The organism is Bacteroides sp. OM05-10AA (genome assembly GCF_003439055.1).
In the GTDB taxonomy this organism is placed as follows: Bacteria; Bacteroidota; Bacteroidia; order Bacteroidales; family Bacteroidaceae; genus Bacteroides; species Bacteroides intestinigallinarum.
In genome coordinates this window covers 54,504-73,269 of the sequence record NZ_QSUR01000022.1, presented here as the reverse complement: position 1 = coordinate 73,269, position 18,766 = coordinate 54,504, and the positions used below count along the sequence as shown (strand labels likewise).

Sequence of the window (18,766 nt, the reverse complement as noted above, 5' to 3'; positions counted from 1 at the left end):
AGTCATTTTATAGATTAATGGTCATATAATCAATGTGTTAACCCCTAAAATAGGGCTGAAATGATAAATTGAAAGTTCATAATATTAATAACTTAGAATTTAAAACATAAGATTATGGGAAAGAAAGTCGTTACATTAGGCGAAATCATGCTTAGATTATCAACTCCGGGTAATACTCGTTTTGTTCAATCTGATTCTTTTGATGTAGTATATGGTGGTGGTGAAGCTAACGTTGCAGTAAGCTGTGCCAACTACGGACATGACGCTTATTTCGTAACCAAATTACCGAAACACGAAATTGGACAGTCTGCTGTTAACGCATTGCGTAAATATGGCGTAAAGACAGACTTTATTGCTCGTGGTGGCGACCGTGTAGGTATCTACTACTTGGAAACAGGTGCTTCTATGCGTCCTAGCAAGGTTATTTATGACCGTGCTCACTCTGCTATTGCTGAAGCTGACGCTGCTGATTTCGACTTTGATGCAATCATGGAAGGTGCTGACTGGTTCCACTGGTCTGGTATCACTCCGGCTATTTCTGACAAGGCTGCCGAGTTGACTCGTCTGGCTTGTGAAGCTGCAAAACGTCACGGTGTAACTGTTTCTGTTGACTTGAATTTCCGTAAGAAACTGTGGACTAAAGAAAAAGCACAGTCTATTATGAAACCGTTGATGCAGTTTGTAGACGTATGTATCGGTAACGAAGAAGATGCAGAACTTTGTCTGGGCTTCAAACCGGACGCTGACGTTGAAGCTGGTCACACAGATGCTGAAGGTTACAAAGGTATCTTCCAGCAAATGATGAAAGAATTCGGATTCAAATATGTAGTTTCTACTTTGCGCGAATCTTTCTCTGCTACTCACAACGGCTGGAAAGCTATGATCTACAACGGTGAAGAATTCTATACTTCAAAACGTTATGATATCGATCCGATCATCGACCGTGTAGGTGGTGGTGACTCTTTCTCCGGTGGTATTATCCATGGTTTGATGACTAAACCTAATCAGGGTGCTGCTCTTGAATTTGCAGTTGCTGCATCTGCTTTGAAACATACTATCAATGGTGACTTCAACCTTGTTTCTGTAGAAGAAGTAGAAGCATTGGCTGGTGGTGACGCAAGCGGTCGCGTACAGAGATAAATAGGTAATAGAGAGTTGAAAGTTTATAAAGTCAATTCATTTTAAAATAGTAAATAATAAGATGGCAAAATTCGATAAAATAGCCGTATTAAATAAGATCGGCTCTACAGGAATGGTTCCTGTATTCTATCACAAAGACGCAGAAGTTGCAAAGAAAGTAGTAAAGGCTTGTTATGACGGTGGTGTTCGTGCTTTCGAATTCACAAACCGTGGTGACTTTGCACAGGAAGTATTTGCTGAAATCGTTAAGTTCGCAGCAAAAGAATGTCCTGAAATGGCAATTGGTATCGGTTCTATTGTTGATCCGGCTACTGCTGCTATGTACTTGCAACTGGGTGCTAACTTCGTAGTAGGTCCGTTGTTCAACCCTGAAATAGCTAAGGTGTGTAACCGTCGTTCGGTTGCTTACACTCCGGGATGCGGTTCTGTATCGGAAGTTGGTTTTGCACAGGAAGTAGGTTGCGATCTTTGCAAAGTATTCCCGGGTGATGTTTATGGAACTAACTTTGTAAAAGGCTTGATGGCTCCGATGCCATGGTCTAAGCTGATGGTAACAGGTGGGGTAGAACCTACTAAGGAAAACCTGACTGCATGGATCAAAGCCGGTGTATTCTGTGTAGGTATGGGCTCTAAACTGTTCCCGAAAGATAAGGTGGCAGCAGAAGACTGGGCTTATGTAACTGCCAAATGTAAAGAAGCTCTCGGTTATATTGCCGAAGCTCGTAAATAAGATTAGAGAGCGAAAGCTTATCTATAATAAAAAGAGGTTGATGCGACAGCCTCTTTTAAAATATGCCTCGAGGGTTAGTTAGTTTAGTTAGTATATGAGGCATATTATCATTTTGTTTAAAGGTGTTTAAAGGGGATAGGCCATCGGAATGAGTGACTCATTTCGATGGCTTGTTTTTTTTGAGAAACCGTTAATACTGCCAAAAGTGGAAAGGGATGAACTAATTTTCTGGTAAGATGTTTTTTGTATATTAGATATAATAACAATATATAATATGGAACCTCATCATCACCACGAACATAGTCATCGGTTGACATCGCTCAATAAAGCTTTTATCATAGGCATCGCTCTGAATATAACTTTTGTCATAGTAGAATTCGGAGTAGGATTTTATTATAATTCTTTGGGGTTATTTTCCGATGCCGGGCATAATTTGGGTGATGTAGCCAGTCTGGTACTTGCCATGTTGGCCTTCCGGTTGGAGAAAGTTCACCCTAATAGTCGTTACACGTATGGATATAAGAAGAGTACGATACTTGTTTCTTTATTAAATGCAGTTATACTGTTGGTTGCTGTTGGCATTATTATTGCCGAGAGCATAGACAAATTATTTCATCCGGTTTCGGTTGATGGTTCCGCTATCGCATGGACAGCTGGGGTGGGAGTGGTCATTAATGCGCTTACTGCATGGCTTTTCATGAAAGATAAAGATAAGGATCTGAATGTGAAGGGAGCCTACTTGCACATGGCAGCAGATACACTGGTATCTGTCGGTGTAGTTGCTTCCGGTATTATTATTAAGTATACAGGATGGAGCATCATTGACCCGATTATCGGACTTGGCATTGCTGTTATTATTATTGTCTCTACCTGGGGATTGCTTCATGATAGTCTCCGGTTATCATTGGATGGAGTGCCGGTGGGGATAGATGCTCAAAAGATACAGCAACTTATCATGGAACAGCCTGGTGTGGAGAATTGCCATCATCTACATATCTGGGCGTTGAGCACAACGGAAACTGCTTTAACCGCCCATATTGTCATTGATAATATCACACAGTTGGAAGAGGTGAAACACCACATCAAGGAAGCACTTGAAGAAGCAGGCATACATCATGCCACTTTAGAGTTCGAAAACGAAAGAATCACTTGCAACAATGAATGTTGTGAGGATTAAATAAAATCCGTACCTTCGCGCCCTTAAACTAACTAACCTTTATTTTTATGTTTACTGACTTATTGCATTCCTCTTATTTTTCCCTTTTCCTGATTGTCGCATTAGGGTTTATGCTGGGAAGAATAAAAATCAGAGGATTATCTCTCGATGTGTCGGCAGTTATTTTCATTGCCCTTCTTTTCGGGCATTTTGGTGTTATCATTCCTAAAGAATTAGGAAACTTCGGTTTGGTGCTCTTCATTTTTACTATCGGTATTCAGGCAGGGCCCGGATTCTTCGATTCTTTCCGCAGTAAAGGAAAGACGCTCATTCTCATTACTATGCTTATTATTTGTTCCGCCTGCCTGACCGCAGTCGGGTTGAAGTACGCATTTGATATTGATACACCGAGTATTGTTGGTCTGATTGCCGGTGCGTTGACCAGTACGCCGGGTCTGGCGGTTGCTATCGACAGTACCAATTCTCCTTTGGCATCCATTGCTTACGGTATCGCATATCCGTTTGGAGTGATCGGCGTGATTCTGTTTGTCAAACTGTTACCTAAAATTATGCGGGTAGATTTGGATAAAGAAGCCCGTCGCCTGGAGATAGAACGTCGCGGACAATTCCCAGAACTGACTACTTGCATCTACCGTGTCACCAATTCGCATGTGTTCGACCGTAACCTGATGCAAATTAATGCACGCGGTATGACGGGTGCTGTTATTTCCCGTCTGAAACACAATGATGAAATATCTATTCCTACAGCCCATACAGTGCTGCGTGAAGGAGACTATATACAAGCCGTAGGTAGTGAAGAATCATTGAATCAGCTTGCTGTGTTGATCGGTAAGAGAGAAGAAGGCGAACTGCCTTTGGATAAAACGCAGGAAATAGAATCTTTACTGTTGACCAAAAAGGACATGATAAATAAACAACTGGGTGATTTGAACTTACAGAAAAACTTTGGTTGTACAGTGACCCGTGTCCGTCGAAGCGGTATTGATTTGTCTCCATCTCCCGATCTCGCTTTGAAGTTTGGCGATAAATTGATGGTTGTCGGTGAGAAAGAAGGACTTAAAGGAGTAGCCCGCCTGTTGGGTAACAATGCGAAGAAACTGTCTGATACGGATTTCTTTCCCATTGCAATGGGTATTGTACTGGGAGTGCTGTTCGGCAAAATAAATATATCTTTCTCTGATAGTCTGTCATTCTCTCCGGGACTGACCGGCGGAGTATTGATGGTAGCCCTTGTGTTGAGTGCGATTGGTAAGACAGGCCCCATCATCTGGTCTATGTCCGGACCTGCCAATCAGTTGTTGCGCCAGTTAGGTCTGCTTCTTTTTCTAGCCGAAGTGGGAACTTCTGCCGGTAAGAATCTGGTAGCCACTTTCCAGGAAAGCGGATTGCTGATGTTCGGAGTAGGAGCTGCCATCACATTGGTACCGATGCTTGTTGCCGCTATTGTCGGACGTCTGGTATTTAAAATCAGTCTGCTCGATTTGCTGGGAACGATAACGGGAGGTATGACGAGTACTCCAGGACTTGCTGCTGCCGATTCAATGGTGGACAGTAACATACCGAGCGTAGCTTACGCAACTGTTTATCCGATTGCCATGGTATTCCTGATTCTATTTATTCAAATCATAGCTTCGGCGGTATATTAACAGAATTTTGTAGATTCATTGATTGTTAAATAAATAGTTCGTATCTTTGCCGCCTCAAAGAAAAAACGAGGTGAAACGATTGTTATTGAATATTACACGCTACTTCTTACCGATACTGTTTGTGTCGTATCTGGTAAGCTTCACATTCTTTGCCCACGTGCATGTGGTCAATGGCGTGACAATCGTCCATTCACACCCGTTTAAGAAAGGGGCGGCACATAAACACTCTACAGTCGAACTGCTACTGATTCATTTTCTGTCTCATTTAACGGCAGACGGTGCAGCCGTAGTTTTTGCTCTTTCCCTTTTTATTCCTTTCTTATTGTATTTGTTGCTCGGCCGTTCGCCGTATGCTCACTATCACTGTCCGTATCATGGGGTAGTGGGACTTAGAGCACCTCCGGCTATTCGTTTCTCCATTCTTTGAATGATGATACCGTACCTTGCATGAGGTAGGGCATTATCTGTCTATCCATGTGAATACTTATCGAAAACGAATAACAAACGAAAAATGAAGAAATACATCTTTTCGCTTGTCTGCCTGTGCTGCACATTGTTGCCTGCCCTTGAAGGACAAGCTCATGAATATCCTAATCATCCTGAATTACGTAAGTCAGACGCCAATATCGTTGGCCATATTCTTGATAAAAACACCAAAGAACACTTGCCCTATATAACAGTCGCCTTGAAAGGTACGACCATCGGAACGGTAACCGATGCTACCGGGCATTATTTCTTGAAGAATCTTCCCGAAGGCAATTTTGTGCTCGAAGTTAGTTCGGTGGGGTATAAAACCGTCAGACGGAATGTGACGCTGAAGAAAGGGCGCACATTGGAAGAAGATTTCGAGATAGAAGAAGATGCAGTTGCCTTGGATGGCGTAGTAGTATCTGCCAATCGTAACGAGACTACCCGTCGTCTGGCTCCGACGCTGGTGAATGTGGTGGATCTGAAAATCTTTGAGAATACCAATTCTACGACTTTGGCACAAGGATTGAGCTTTCAGCCGGGTGTCCGTGTAGAGTCTAATTGTCAGAATTGCGGCTTCCAGCAAGTGCGCATCAATGGACTGGATGGTCCTTATACGCAAATCCTGCTCGATTCCCGTCCCATCTTTAGTGCACTGTCCGGTGTGTATGGCATCGAGCAGATTCCTGCCAGCATGATAGAACGTGTGGAAGTGATGCGTGGAGGCGGATCGGCTTTGTTCGGCTCGTCTGCTATTGCCGGAACAATCAATATCATTACCAAAGAACCGATGCGCAATTCCGGTATGTTGTCGCATACCATTACAGGTATTGGTGATGGCGATGCTTTTGACAACAGTACAGCACTGAATGCATCACTTGTGACGGACGACCAGCGTGCCGGTTTGTATATCTTCGGTCAGAATCGCCATCGTTCTGCGTATGACCATGATAGTGACGGATATTCTGAAATCCCCAAGATACACGGCCAGACCATCGGTTTCCGTTCATTCCTGAAAACAACGACATATTCGAAACTAACTTTTGAATATCACCACATGGAAGAATTCCGTAGGGGAGGAGACTTGTTGAACCGTCCGCCTCACGAAGCGAATGTGGCGGAACAGACCGAACACTCGATCAATGGTGGAGGACTGAAATTTGACTATTTCTCACCTAACGAGAAACATCGTTTCAATGTGTTTGCATCAGCGCAGCATATCAATCGTGACAGCTATTATGGACCGGGTGATAGAGATCCGTTAGATGCTTACGGAAATACCACTGACTTAAATTGGATAGCTGGATCGCAATATGTCTATAGTTTCGGAAAATGTATCTTCATGCCTGCTGACCTGACTGCCGGAATAGAATTCAATCAAGATAAACTGGAAGACAATATGTGGGGGTATAACCGTACGGTAGACCAAAAAGTGAATATCGGTAGTGCTTTCTTCCAGAATGAATGGAAGAATGAGCATTGGGGATTTCTGATTGGCGGTCGTTTGGATAAACATAACCTGATTGACCATGTGATATTCAGTCCGCGTGCCAATCTGCGGTATAACCCGACAGAAAACATCAATCTTCGTTTCAGTTACTCATCCGGTTTCCGTGCTCCGCAGGCTTTCGACGAAGATTTGCATGTGGAGAATGTGGGCGGTAATGTGGCGATGGTTGAACTGGCCGATAATCTGAAAGAAGAAAGATCACAGAGCTTGAGTGCCTCGGCAGATATTTATCATCGTTTTGGTGCGTTTCAGATTAACTTCCTGGTAGAAGGATTTTATACAAAATTATCAGATGTATTTGCTCTTACCGACGGAGAGGTAGTGGATGGAATCCTGACACGTACACGCTACAATGCACCGGGAGCCCGTGTGATGGGACTGACTTTGGAAGGAAAGATGGCATATCTGACTAAATTCCAGCTTCAGGCAGGAGTCACTTTGCAGCAGAGCCATTACAGCGAACCGCACGTATGGAACCCAGACGCTCCGGCTGTGAAGAAAATGATGCGTACACCGAATACTTATGGTTATTTTACAGCAACCTATACCCCGATAAAACCATTATCTATCGCTCTTTCCGGTACATATACCGGTTCGATGCTGGTTCCCCACGAACCGGTTCCGGGATTCCTTGAAAAACCGATAACGGTGAATACGAAGGACTTCTTCGATATCGGTTTGAAGGCTGCCTATGATTTCAAACTTTACAAGTCGATGAACTTGCAGGTGAATGCCGGCGTACAGAATATTTTCAATGCCTACCAGAACGACTTCGACAAAGGGGCTGACCGTGACTCCGGTTATATCTATGGTCCGTCATTGCCAAGAAGTTTCTTTGCCGGAGTGAAGATAAGTTATTAAAATTCGATTAAGATTTAAAATCGTCATAAATAGGGATTGTTTTGCATGGAGATAATCCTTATCTTTGCAAAAAAACAAACTAAACCTTGACTTAGGTGCACAGAATAAATGTGCATGATGACCGAATGAAACAATTGTACCTACATATAATGAAGTGGTTTCTGCCTGTACTGTTTATCTCGTACATGGCAGGAATCACTTTGTTTACTCACTCCCATGTGGTCAACGGGGTTACAATTGTCCATTCACATCCATTTAAAAAAGGCAGCGAACATAGCCATACGACGGTTGAATTCCAACTAATTCATCTCTTGAGTCATGTGTTGGTGACCGACAGCGGTTTGATACCAACATTCTCTGTTGCTGCTTTATCTCTATTATGCATCCTGTTTGTCCGCCCGCAAATAGAGCAATTTCACCGTTCTTGTCCGGGCGTAATATCTCTTAGAGCACCTCCTGTCGCTTAGTCTATCTTTTTGGGGGAACAGTATTTATGTATTAGGATCAACGATTAACGATCGCTGCTTCCCTTTCCCTTTATTATTATTTTTCGAATTAAAACATTAAAAGACTAACGACAATGAAGAAATATCTTTTAGTCCTGGTCGGCCTGTGCTGTGTCTTGTCATACGCATTGGCTGAACGTCCGGACTACCCTGAACTGAAGAAATCCGATGCGAATATAATAGGTCATGTACTGGATAGAGAAACGAAAGAACACCTTCCGTACATCACCATTGCACTGAAAGGAACGACCATAGGAACCGTGACTGATGCTACCGGACATTATTTTTTGAAGAATTTGCCGGAAGGAAATTTTATACTGGAAGTTAGTTCAGTAGGCTACAAGACAGTGACCCGCAACGTAACTCTGAAAAAAGGAAAGACACTGGAAGAAGATTTTGAAATAGAAGAGGATGCGATTGCTCTCGACGGAGTAGTAGTTTCCGCCAACCGGAGTGAAACGACACGTCGTATGGCTCCTACTTTGGTGAATGTCGTCGACCTGAAACTCTTTGAAACCACTAACTCTTCCACTTTATCACAAGGACTGAACTTCCAGCCCGGAGTGCGTGTGGAGACAAATTGCCAGAATTGTGGCTTCCAGCAAGTCCGTATCAATGGTCTGGACGGACCATATACGCAAATTCTGATAGATTCGCGTCCCGTATTCAGTGCCCTTTCCGGAGTGTATGGACTGGAACAGATTCCTGCCAGCATGATTGAACGTGTAGAAGTGATGCGTGGGGGAGGCTCTGCCTTGTTCGGCTCTTCGGCTATTGCAGGAACCATTAATATAATCACCAAAGAGCCTTTGCGCAATTCCGGTCAGCTGTCACACACCATAACTTCTTTAGGAGGAAGCTCCTCATTCGATAACAACACCTCACTGAATGCTTCATTGGTGACGGACGATCATCGTGCCGGATTGTATATCTTTGGTCAGAACCGTTATCGGTCGGGATATGATTATGACGGAGACGGATTTACCGAACTGCCCAAATTGAAGAATCAGACAGTGGGTTTCCGCTCTTATCTGAAAACAAGTACTTATTCCAAACTGACCTTTGAATATCACCACATGCAGGAATTTCGTCGTGGAGGGGATATGTTGAACCGTCCTCCTCACGAAGCGCATATTGCGGAGCAGTTGCAACATTCTATTGATGGTGGAAGTTTGAAATTCGATTATTTCTCTCCGGATGAAAAGAACCGTCTAAGTGTCTTTGCATCGGCTGCCAATACAGACCGGGACAGTTATTACGGACCGGGTAACGATCCTCTGAAAGCCTATGGAAAGACAACGGATTTAACCGCTATGGGTGGCGCACAATACGTACATACGTTTGACAAGTGCTTTTTTATGCCTTCTGATCTCACGGCAGGGCTTGAATATAACCGTGACCGCCTAAAAGATAATATGTGGGGATATAACCGTCACACGGATCAGACGGTGAATATTTACAGTGCTTTTCTGCAGAACGAATGGAAGAACGACCGTTGGGGGATTCTGATTGGTGGTCGTCTGGATAAGCATAATATGGTGGATAATGTGATCTTTAGTCCCCGTGCCAACTTGCGTTTTAACCCGACACAGAATATTAACCTGCGTTTAAGCTATTCTTCCGGATTTCGTGCTCCGCAGGCTTTTGATGAGGATATGCATATTGAAAATGTGGGCGGAACAGTGGCTATGATCGAGCGTGCAAAGGATTTGAAAGAAGAGAAATCCCAAAGTTTCAGTGCTTCGGCAGATATGTATCATCGTTTCGGAGCATTCCAGACGAATTTGTTGATTGAGGGTTTTTATACAAGACTGACCGATGTTTTCGTATTGGGCGAACCTTACGACCGTGGTGATGGTATATTAGTGAAAACACGTAGCAATGGCCCCGGTGCTAAAGTGATGGGATTGACACTGGAAGGTAAAGTGGCTTATCTTTCTATCCTGCAAATACAAGCGGGATTAACTTTACAACGTAGCCGGTACGATGAACCGCATAAGTGGCATGACGATGCACCGGCAGAAAAGAAGATTTTCCGTACTCCCGATACATACGGTTATTTCACTGCCACTTATACCCCCATCAAACCTTTATCTATCGCTCTGTCAGGAACCTATACCGGCAGGATGTTGGTGCAACGTATGGATATCACCGCCGAGAATGCCGAACTGGGTGAAATGCCTGAAAGAAAAGCGGAAGCAATCAGAACACCTCGTTTCTTTGATTTGGGAGTGAAACTGGCTTATGACTTCAAGTTATACAAAACGGTTGATTTGCAATTAAACGGCGGAGTTCAGAATATTTTTGAGTCTTATCAGAAGGACTTTGACAGAGGAGCTAACCGGGATTCCGGTTATATTTACGGCCCTTCTTTGCCGAGAAGTTTCTTTGCCGGGGTGAAGATTAGTTATTAATCGGTTGGAAAAAGTGTTTCATGGCTTGGAACTTTTTGTTTCCTGCGTTGAAACCATTAGTTTCCCTGTGTGAAACTAACAGTTTCAAGCGGGTGAAACTAATATGCCGTATAGAGATTCATACTTTTCTCCTTATTAATCATTGATTGATCGGGCGGTGATAGGTGATAGATGTGGTGATAGGTTACAAACAACCTGTCACCATCCCTAAAAGTGCCATGAATAAAGGCTTTTAGAAGTGCAGGTGATAGGTGATAGAGGAAAGTGAGAAAAACTCTGTGTAGAGATGGATCAAACCATATCTTTATCGACCCCGAATTTTTCTCCTGTCTGACATTTACCTGCGGGTTCCACATGTACCAGAATGTCATATACGTTATCTATCGAATTGATAATGCTTTTCTCCACCGAATCGGCAATCTCATGAGCTTGTGTGATTGTGATTTCCGGATTCACTTCTATATCAAGGGTAATCATATAGAGATTTCCTATCATTCGTGATCTGACACGATGCGGATTACTGGCACCGGGCACTTTCTCTACAGCCTCGAATATCTTGTTGTATACATTGACATCTTTCACTCCGTCCATTAGCTCCACATTCGAATCTATGAAAATACTGATGGAAGATTTGATAATAAAGAGACTGATTATCAATCCTGTTATCGAATCGAGTATCGGTAATTTGAAGATGAAAGTAAATATCAATCCTAATAAGACCCCTGTTGAGATAACAACATCATTACGCATATTGATGGCATTGGCCGTCAGCATGGAGCTGTTGATCTTCTTTCCCTGTTTGTACTGGTATGAAGCCAGTAGGAGTTTACCGATAATAGAAAATATAGTGACATAGATGGCGATAGCCGATGGTATCTCTTTCACTTCATCTGAAAAGATGCTTTTAGTGGATGATAGCAACATTTGTACGCCGGCATAAAATATCACGAGTGATAGAATCTTTGTTGCGATCCCTTCCGCTTTCTCATATCCGAATACATATTTCTTTGAAGGAGGGCGGTTGATGAGGCGTGCCGTAAAAATCATAACGATAGAGATCACGACGTCGGTTGCCGAGTCGATACCGTCGCCGACTACGGCTAAACTACCGGCAAATAAACCGATTATGATTTTGGATGCGGACAGGATTGCATTGCCAATTGTGCTGATCCATGAGGTTGTGATTAGTATTTTCTCTCTTGACATTGAAGTGACTCTTTATAGTTGTTTGTAATGGGATTGGGGAGCAAAGATAAACATTAATAGGAGTTTGTGATATGAAGTCGCAAAAAACTTTTTTCGCCTTTTTAGTAGTTTATGCGTTTTAGTTGTATTATATATAGATGGTCAATTAAAAACAGGACAATTAATTTATTAAATAGTTAACCGCATGTTCAAAAAATTAAGTAGCTCTTTACTCATTGTGTCAGCTTGTGTTTTTTCTTCTTGTACGTCTACCGTCAAGCAAGAAATTGCAATCTTGCCTACCCCCGTTAGTCTGACCGAGCAGTCGGGCTCGTTTGTTTTAAAAGATGGCATGAAGATCGGAGTTTCCGATCAGTCGTTGTTTCCGGCTGCCGGATACCTGCAGGAAATTCTTCGGAATGTCATATCGTCTTCTGTTGAAGTCACTACTGATAAGAGTCAGGTAGATATGTATTTTCAGTTGAAGGATACTGTTGGAAAGCCCGGCTCTTATAAACTTGAGTCTACGCCGGAGTATATTCGGGTAGAGGCAACTGACTATTCAGGTATTATTTCTGCTATTACTACTATTCGCCAGTTGCTTCCAGCAACGATAGAAGTGCAGGGAGAGAAACAGAATTATTCTATCCCTGTCGTGCAAATAGAAGATGCGCCACGGTTTGAATGGCGTGGATTTATGTTGGATGCTTCCCGCCATTTCTGGAATAAAAAAGAAGTGAAGCATGTATTAGATCTGATGTCTTTGTATAAACTTAATAAGTTCCACTGGCATCTGTCCGACGATCAGGGTTGGCGTATAGAGATCGAGAAATACCCGTTGCTTACAGAAAAAGGGGCCTGGCGTAAATTCAATACGCAGGATCGTACCTGTATGGCACGTGCGAAAGAAGAAGATAATACCGATTTCCTGATTCCGGAAGATAAGATACGCATTGTGGAAGGAGATACGCTGTATGGAGGTTATTACACTCATGATGATATAAAAGAAATAGTAGCCTATGCTACGCAAAGAGGCATTGATGTCATTCCCGAGATTGATATGCCGGGACATTTCCTGGCAGCTATCGGTCAATATCCGGAATTGGCGTGCGATGGATTAATCGGGTGGGGGGAAACTTTCTCTTCTCCTATCTGTCCGGGCAAAGATACAACGCTGGAGTTCTGTCAGAATGTGTTCAAAGAAGTTTTTGAACTTTTCCCTTATGAATATGTGCACATGGGTGGTGATGAAGTGGAAAAAGCCAACTGGAAGAAATGTCCTCTTTGTCAGAAACGGATTCGTACGGAGAAACTGGGTTCGGTAGAAGAACTTCAGGCATGGTTTGTACGTGACATGGAGAAATTCTTCCTTGCCAATGGAAAGAAACTCATAGGCTGGGATGAAGTGGTATCCGACGGATTATCTTCCGATGCTGCCATTACATGGTGGAGAAGTTGGGCGAAAGATGCATTGCCTACGGCAACTGCACAAAAGCAGAAAGTGATTGCTTGTCCGAATGAATATTTCTATTTCGATTATGCGCAGGATCAGAATTCAGTAAAGAAAATACTTGCGTATGATCCGTGTGCAGACGAGCGGTTATCGCCGGAACAGAAGAAATATATCTGGGGTGTGCAGGCGAATCTCTGGGCTGAATGGATTCCGACAATGAAGCGCATTGAATATTTGATTGTTCCCCGTATGATAGCGTTGAGTGAAATAGCTTGGGCGGAGCCGACAGCTAAACCGGGTCTCGAAGAATTCTATCGTCAGCTTGTTCCGCAATTTAAGCGGATGGATGTAATGAGGGTAAATTATAGGGTGCCTGACTTGCAGGGATTCTATAAAGTAAATGCATTTATTGATGAAACAACTGTGGAATTGACTTGTCCGTTACCCGGTACTGAAATACGGTATACGACAGACGGCAGTATGCCTACCAAAGAATCAGCTCTTTATAACGGTGCTTTGGAAGTTGGGAAGACTACGGATTTCGCTTTCCGCACTTTCCGTCCGGATGGCTCTCCTTCGGATGTGGTGCGTACCAAGTATGTAAAGGCTCCTTATGCGGAGGCGGTGACTGCTCCGGCTGCTTTGCAGCCCGGCTTGAAAGCAGTATGGCACGATTTCCGTGGTAATCTTTGTGCGGATATGGATGCAGCTCCTGTCAAAGGGGAGTATGTGGTGGAATCGGTATCCATTCCCGAAGAGGTGAAAGGAAATATCGGTCTGGTATTGACCGGCTATCTGGAAGTTCCTGCCGATGGTATCTATACATTTGCCCTTCTCTCGGACGACGGTAGCACATTAATGCTTGACGGTGAATTGTTGGGAGATAATGATGGAGCACATTCGCCGGTAGAGATTATTGTGCAGAAGGCTTTGAAAGCCGGGCTTCATCCGATAGAGGTACGTTACTTCGATTGTAACGGAGGCGTATTGCAGATGGAACTGGTGAATGAAAAAGGTGAAAAAGAAGTATTGCCAAATACGTGGCTGAAACATGAATAACTATTCTGTTGTTTCAATCATTACTTATTCGTTATAGTCTGAATAGCAAATTTCATTATTTTTAGGTATTGTCCGTCTTGCCGGCGAGCTGTACCTTTGCAGAAAATAATTGAAAACTTATGCGAATCAGTGAGAGACGAGTCGAGATTAATCATATATCAAAGGTGCACATGCACCGGATTGAATGGGATGAAGAGAGCTTATAGAAATATAAGCTCTCTTTTTTTTGAACGATTTCGAATATTGTTCTTTTTTGAAAACAAGCGATAAGTTAAATGATTGTCGAACTTAATATAGATTGAACGTACGTTATGAGTACATTGAAAAAACTTCAGAACTACATGGGTAAACGGAAAGTGCTTTTGCCTGCGGCAATGCTGCTGTCTGCCCTAAGTGCCTTGGCGGGCATGTTGCCTTATATCCTTATTTGGCTGATTGTGAGAGAACTGCTTGAACACGGAGAGATAACCTCTTCCGGTAATGTGGTGACGTATGCCTGGTGGGCGGCAGGCATGGCCGTGGCGAGCATCGTCCTTTATTTTGCCGCATTGATGTCTTCGCATCTTGCAGCTTTTCGGGTTGAATCGAATTTGCGTAAAGAAGCCATGCGCCAGATAGTGCGTATGCCTCTCGGCTTCTTTGACATTAATACGAGCGGACGTATTCGCAAGATTATAGATGACAATGCAGGGGTTACCCATAGTTTTCTGGCACATCAGTTGCCTGATCTTGCGGCTACTTTTCTAGTGCCGTTGGTAGCTGCCATACTGATTTTTGTGTTCGATTGGATACTCGGTCTGGCATGTATCGTCCCTGTAATTATTGCCATGCTGGTTATGGGTTTTATGATGAATGCGGAGGGACGGCAGTTTATGAAAAGCTATATGACTTCTCTGGAGGAAATGAATGCCGAAGCTGTAGAGTATGTGAGAGGAATTCCCGTAGTGAAGGTTTTCCAGCAGACCATTTACTCTTTCAAGAACTTTCACCGCTGTATCATGAATTATAATAAAATGGTATTCGGCTATACACGAATGTGGGAGAAGCCGATGTCGCTCTATACCGTAATAATCAATGGTTTTGTGTTTTTCCTTGCTCCGTTGGCTATTTTGCTGATTGGTTATTCAGGTAATTATGCATCGGTATTACTTAATTTCTTCCTGTTTGTTCTCATTACTCCTGTATTCTCCCAAAGTATCATGAAGAGTATGTATCTCAATCAGGCTTTGGGGCAGGCGAGTGAAGCTATCGGACGTCTTGAGAATCTGGTTGCTTATGAGCACCTGACTGTTGTAGAGCATCCACAACCGGTAAAGGAATTCAGTATTCAGTTCGAAAAAGTTTCCTTCAGCTATCCGGGAGCTAATCAAAAGGCGGTGGATGATGTTAGTTTCACTATTCCGCAAGGAAACACAGTAGCTCTTGTCGGAGCTTCGGGCGGAGGGAAAACAACGATTGCCCGTCTAGTTCCCCGTTTCTGGGAGGCAACGGAAGGGAAAGTTTTAATAGGTGGCATCAATGTAAGAGAAATCGCTCCCGAAGAACTGATGAAATATATTTCTTTCGTGTTCCAGAATACAAAGCTGTTCAAGACTTCTCTGCTCGAAAATATCAAATATGGTAATCCCGACGCGGCAATGGAGGAAGTGGAACGGGCAGTAGATATGGCACAGTGCCGGGAAATTATCAATAAACTTCCGCTCGGACTGAATACGAAGATTGGTACGGAGGGAACATATCTCTCCGGCGGGGAACAGCAACGGATCGTACTGGCACGTGCAATCCTGAAAAATGCTCCCATCATTGTACTGGATGAGGCGACTGCTTTTGCCGACCCCGAAAATGAGCATCTCATCCAGCAAGCCTTGAAAGAACTGACAAAAGGAAAAACCGTATTGATGATTGCTCATCGTCTTTCAAGCATCACTGATGCCGACAATATCCTCGTCATTGACAAGGGGAAGATTGCGGAACAAGGTACACATGCCAACCTGCTTGGAAAACAAGGCATCTATTATCGTATGTGGAATGAATACCAGCAATCTGTTCGCTGGACAATAGGAAAGGAGGTTTCTAATGATTGAAGTAATAAAAAGACGTTTTGCCCTTTCAACTAAAGGAGCGAAAGATTTCTGTAAAGGTGTGTTTTTCACTACACTGCTCGATATTGTATTGATGTTGCCGGCGGTATTTGTTTTTCTCTTTCTTGAGGAATATCTTCGTCCTGTGTTTCAGCCTTCGGCTTCGGTGACGCATGGTATTCTCTATTATAGCATACTCGGTATTGTCTTTATGATAGTCATGTATATATTTGCGGTATTGCAATATCGTAGTACCTATACCACCGTTTATGATGAGAGTGCAAACCGGCGTATCTCATTGGCGGAAAAACTTCGCAAGTTGCCTCTGGCTTTCTTTGGCGAAAAGAATCTTTCCGACCTCACCGCCACGATTATGGATGACTGCACTGATCTCGAGCATACTTTCTCGCATGCAGTTCCCCAGTTGTTTGCTTCCATTATCAGTATTCTGCTTATTACCGTCGGTATGGCATTTTATAACTGGCAGTTGACGATTGCTTTGTTCTGGGTAGTGCCGCTTGCCGCCGCAATCCTTTTTTTCTCGAAGAAGGAAATACAGAAAAGCAATGAAAGTAATTATCTGAACAAACGGATGGTGACCGAGCATATCCAGGAAGGACTCGATACCATTCAGGAGATAAAATCCTACAATCAGGAGAGAGACTATCTGGAAAAACTGGATGCGAGCATTGATACCTATGAAAAGGTATTGACTCGTAATGAACTGGTGCTCGGCATGTTGGTAAACGGTTCCCAAAGTGTATTGAAACTCGGACTGGCAAGCGTTATTATCGTTGGTGCCAATCTCTTGGCTTCGGGTACGGTTGATTTGTTTACCTATCTTATATTTATGGTTATCGGGTCGCGTGTGTATGCTCCGGTCAGTGAGGTGATGAATAATATTGCCGCTTTGTTCTATTTGGATGTGCGTATCAATAGAATGAATGAGATGGAAGCATTGCCGGTACAAAACGGGACTACCGAATTCACTCCTCAAGGTTATGATATCGAATTCAGACAGGTAGACTTTGCTTATGAGCAGGGAAAACAAATTCTGAATAACTTGTCTTTTATTGCCCGGCAAGGTGAAAAAACGGCTTTGGTTGGTCCTTCGGGTAGTGGCAAGAGTACGGCGGCCAGGTTGGCGGCACGTTTCTGGGATATCCAGTCGGGAAAGATTACCCTCGGCGGGCAGGATATCAGTCGGATTGATCCTGAAACTTTGTTGAAAAACTATTCCGTTGTCTTTCAGGATGTAGTTCTTTTCAATGCTTCCATTATGGATAATATCCGTATTGGCAAACGGGATGCTACGGATGAGGAAGTCCGGAGAGTTGCCCGCTTGGCACAATGTGATGAGTTTGTCACTAAAATGCCGCAGGGATACCAGACGATTATCGGTGAGAATGGAGAAACATTATCCGGCGGTGAGCGTCAGCGTATTTCCATTGCCCGCGCTTTGTTGAAGGATGCTCCGATTGTTCTGTTGGATGAGGCTACGGCTTCGCTTGATGTTGAGAATGAAACCAAGATACAGGCAGGTATATCTGAATTGGTACGTAACAAAACGGTGCTGATTATTGCGCACCGTATGCGAACCGTTGCCAATGCCGACAAAATTGTAGTATTGGAGAATGGAAGTGTTGCTGAAATGGGAACACCGGAGGAATTGAAAAAGAAAAATGGTATATTTGCCCGGATGGTGAACAGACAGGTTACAAATATGAATTGATAAATAGCAGCGATACTATGCAATTTTTGAAAGGAGATATACAAGAGGGAATCTTGAAGGCAGCCGAAGAAGTGTTTCTGGAAAAGGGATACAAGGATGCCTCTATGCGTGAAATAGCTTCGAGGGCAGGGGTGACGGTGAGTAATATCTATCATTATTTCACCAATAAGGATGAGATATTCCGTACGATTCTGAAACCGGTATTGAATGATCTGTATGCTATGATTTATAATCACGATGCAGATCAGATGACGATAGACGTCTTTATGGATTCGGATTATCAGAAAATGTCTGTACGGGAATATATCAGATTGGTCTCTGAACATCGTGACCGTTTGCGGTTGCTGCTTTTTCAGGCACAAGGTTCTGTTTTGGAGAACTTCCGTTCTGAATATACAGATTTGATGACGCGTACGATTTCTGTTTTTTTTCAAGGGATGAAGCAGAAATATCCGCATATCAATATAGCAATAACTAACTTCTTTATTCACCTGAATACGGTATGGTTGTTTGCCCTGCTCGAAGAGCTGGTGTTGCATCCTGTGAAGAAAGAAGAGATGGAGAAGTTTATAGCGGAGTATATCGCTTTTGAAACGGCTGGTTGGAAAGAGCTCATGAATGCATGAGCTCTCTCACTTTATTCTCTTACTGATATAAAAAAACGTCCGGCTTTCACAAGCCGGACGTCCTTGCCTCTTTTAGAATATGTCATCTATTCATATTCCAAAATGAATACATTATATGGTTTTTTCAACTTAACAACCAAATAAAAGAAATGCGGGTGAATCACTTCGGCCGATTTCT

General features: G+C 43.2%; 12 protein-coding genes and 2 pseudogenes. 13 read left to right on the top strand and 1 reads right to left on the bottom strand.

The window, feature by feature from the left end; translation table 11 throughout:
* The first annotated feature begins 114 nt into the window (after positions 1-114).
* The 9 genes and pseudogenes from DXB58_RS17240 (at position 115) to DXB58_RS17205 (ending at position 10,452) form a co-directional block, all read left to right on the top strand.
* Entirely contained in the window at positions 115-1,140 is a 1,026-nt protein-coding gene (locus DXB58_RS17240) for a sugar kinase (RefSeq protein WP_007752090.1), read from the top strand.
* 61 nt (positions 1,141-1,201) lie between these two features.
* Positions 1,202-1,870, top strand: a complete 669-nt coding sequence (locus tag DXB58_RS17235; protein WP_122137657.1) for a bifunctional 4-hydroxy-2-oxoglutarate aldolase/2-dehydro-3-deoxy-phosphogluconate aldolase — start codon at positions 1,202-1,204, stop codon at positions 1,868-1,870.
* Positions 1,871-2,144: 274 nt separating this feature from the next.
* Positions 2,145-3,047, top strand: coding sequence for a cation diffusion facilitator family transporter (locus DXB58_RS17230; RefSeq protein ID WP_122137656.1), 903 nt, complete (start codon positions 2,145-2,147; stop codon positions 3,045-3,047).
* 47 nt (positions 3,048-3,094) lie between these two features.
* Positions 3,095-4,693 (top strand): aspartate:alanine exchanger family transporter, encoded by a 1,599-nt coding sequence (locus DXB58_RS17225; protein WP_074559947.1) that lies wholly within the window; start codon positions 3,095-3,097, stop codon positions 4,691-4,693.
* Positions 4,694-4,739: 46 nt separating this feature from the next.
* Positions 4,740-5,120, top strand: a complete 381-nt coding sequence (locus tag DXB58_RS17220) for a hypothetical protein (RefSeq protein ID WP_004317845.1) — start codon at positions 4,740-4,742, stop codon at positions 5,118-5,120.
* Between the two features lie 84 nt (positions 5,121-5,204).
* Positions 5,205-5,867: pseudogene (locus DXB58_RS28465) on the top strand (carboxypeptidase-like regulatory domain-containing protein); the annotation flags it as partial.
* 345 nt (positions 5,868-6,212) lie between these two features.
* Positions 6,213-7,532, top strand: a pseudogene (locus DXB58_RS28460) (TonB-dependent receptor plug domain-containing protein); the annotation flags it as partial.
* Positions 7,533-7,681: 149 nt separating this feature from the next.
* Positions 7,682-7,999 carry a hypothetical protein gene (locus tag DXB58_RS17210; RefSeq protein ID WP_004303740.1) on the top strand — a complete coding sequence of 106 codons (318 nt, stop codon included), beginning with the start codon at positions 7,682-7,684 and terminating at the stop codon, positions 7,997-7,999.
* 113 nt (positions 8,000-8,112) lie between these two features.
* On the top strand, positions 8,113-10,452 hold the full coding sequence (locus tag DXB58_RS17205) for a TonB-dependent receptor (RefSeq protein ID WP_122137654.1): 2,340 nt from the start codon (positions 8,113-8,115) through the stop codon (positions 10,450-10,452).
* 291 nt (positions 10,453-10,743) lie between these two features.
* Here the strand turns inward: DXB58_RS17205 and DXB58_RS17200 are convergent, their stop codons facing one another.
* Positions 10,744-11,658, bottom strand: a complete 915-nt coding sequence (locus DXB58_RS17200; protein WP_008999697.1) for a cation diffusion facilitator family transporter — start codon at positions 11,656-11,658, stop codon at positions 10,744-10,746.
* Positions 11,659-11,842: 184 nt separating this feature from the next.
* On the opposite strand from DXB58_RS17200, the gene DXB58_RS17195 reads away from it, so the two are divergent.
* The 4 genes from DXB58_RS17195 (at position 11,843) to DXB58_RS17180 (ending at position 18,588) form a co-directional block, all read left to right on the top strand.
* Positions 11,843-14,149: a family 20 glycosylhydrolase gene (locus tag DXB58_RS17195; RefSeq protein WP_122137653.1), complete on the top strand. Its 2,307-nt coding sequence runs from the start codon at positions 11,843-11,845 to the stop codon at positions 14,147-14,149.
* Positions 14,150-14,460: 311 nt separating this feature from the next.
* Entirely contained in the window at positions 14,461-16,233 is a 1,773-nt protein-coding gene (locus DXB58_RS17190; RefSeq protein ID WP_122137652.1) for an ABC transporter ATP-binding protein, read from the top strand.
* A complete protein-coding gene (locus tag DXB58_RS17185) occupies positions 16,226-17,962 on the top strand; it encodes an ABC transporter ATP-binding protein (RefSeq protein ID WP_122137651.1) in 1,737 nt (578 codons plus the stop codon). Before DXB58_RS17190 ends, DXB58_RS17185 begins: the two co-directional genes overlap by 8 nt.
* 17 nt (positions 17,963-17,979) lie before the next feature.
* Positions 17,980-18,588 (top strand): TetR/AcrR family transcriptional regulator, encoded by a 609-nt coding sequence (locus tag DXB58_RS17180; protein ID WP_004300131.1) that lies wholly within the window; start codon positions 17,980-17,982, stop codon positions 18,586-18,588.
* Positions 18,589-18,766: the final 178 nt, after the last annotated feature.

What these genes read in the sequence shown, in the direction of transcription:
- DXB58_RS17240 (WP_007752090.1), top strand. Translation starts at nt 115, where the DNA reads ATGGGAAAGAAAGTCGTTACATTAGGCGAAATCATGCTTAGATTATCA.
- DXB58_RS17235 (WP_122137657.1), top strand. Translation starts at nt 1,202, where the DNA reads ATGGCAAAATTCGATAAAATAGCCGTATTAAATAAGATCGGCTCTACA.
- DXB58_RS17230 (WP_122137656.1), top strand. Translation starts at nt 2,145, where the DNA reads ATGGAACCTCATCATCACCACGAACATAGTCATCGGTTGACATCGCTC.
- DXB58_RS17225 (WP_074559947.1), top strand. Translation starts at nt 3,095, where the DNA reads ATGTTTACTGACTTATTGCATTCCTCTTATTTTTCCCTTTTCCTGATT.
- DXB58_RS17210 (WP_004303740.1), top strand. Translation starts at nt 7,682, where the DNA reads ATGAAGTGGTTTCTGCCTGTACTGTTTATCTCGTACATGGCAGGAATC.
- DXB58_RS17205 (WP_122137654.1), top strand. Translation starts at nt 8,113, where the DNA reads ATGAAGAAATATCTTTTAGTCCTGGTCGGCCTGTGCTGTGTCTTGTCA.
- DXB58_RS17200 (WP_008999697.1), bottom strand. Translation starts at nt 11,658, where the DNA reads ATGTCAAGAGAGAAAATACTAATCACAACCTCATGGATCAGCACAATT.
- DXB58_RS17195 (WP_122137653.1), top strand. Translation starts at nt 11,843, where the DNA reads ATGTTCAAAAAATTAAGTAGCTCTTTACTCATTGTGTCAGCTTGTGTT.
- DXB58_RS17190 (WP_122137652.1), top strand. Translation starts at nt 14,461, where the DNA reads ATGAGTACATTGAAAAAACTTCAGAACTACATGGGTAAACGGAAAGTG.
- DXB58_RS17185 (WP_122137651.1), top strand. Translation starts at nt 16,226, where the DNA reads ATGATTGAAGTAATAAAAAGACGTTTTGCCCTTTCAACTAAAGGAGCG.
- DXB58_RS17180 (WP_004300131.1), top strand. Translation starts at nt 17,980, where the DNA reads ATGCAATTTTTGAAAGGAGATATACAAGAGGGAATCTTGAAGGCAGCC.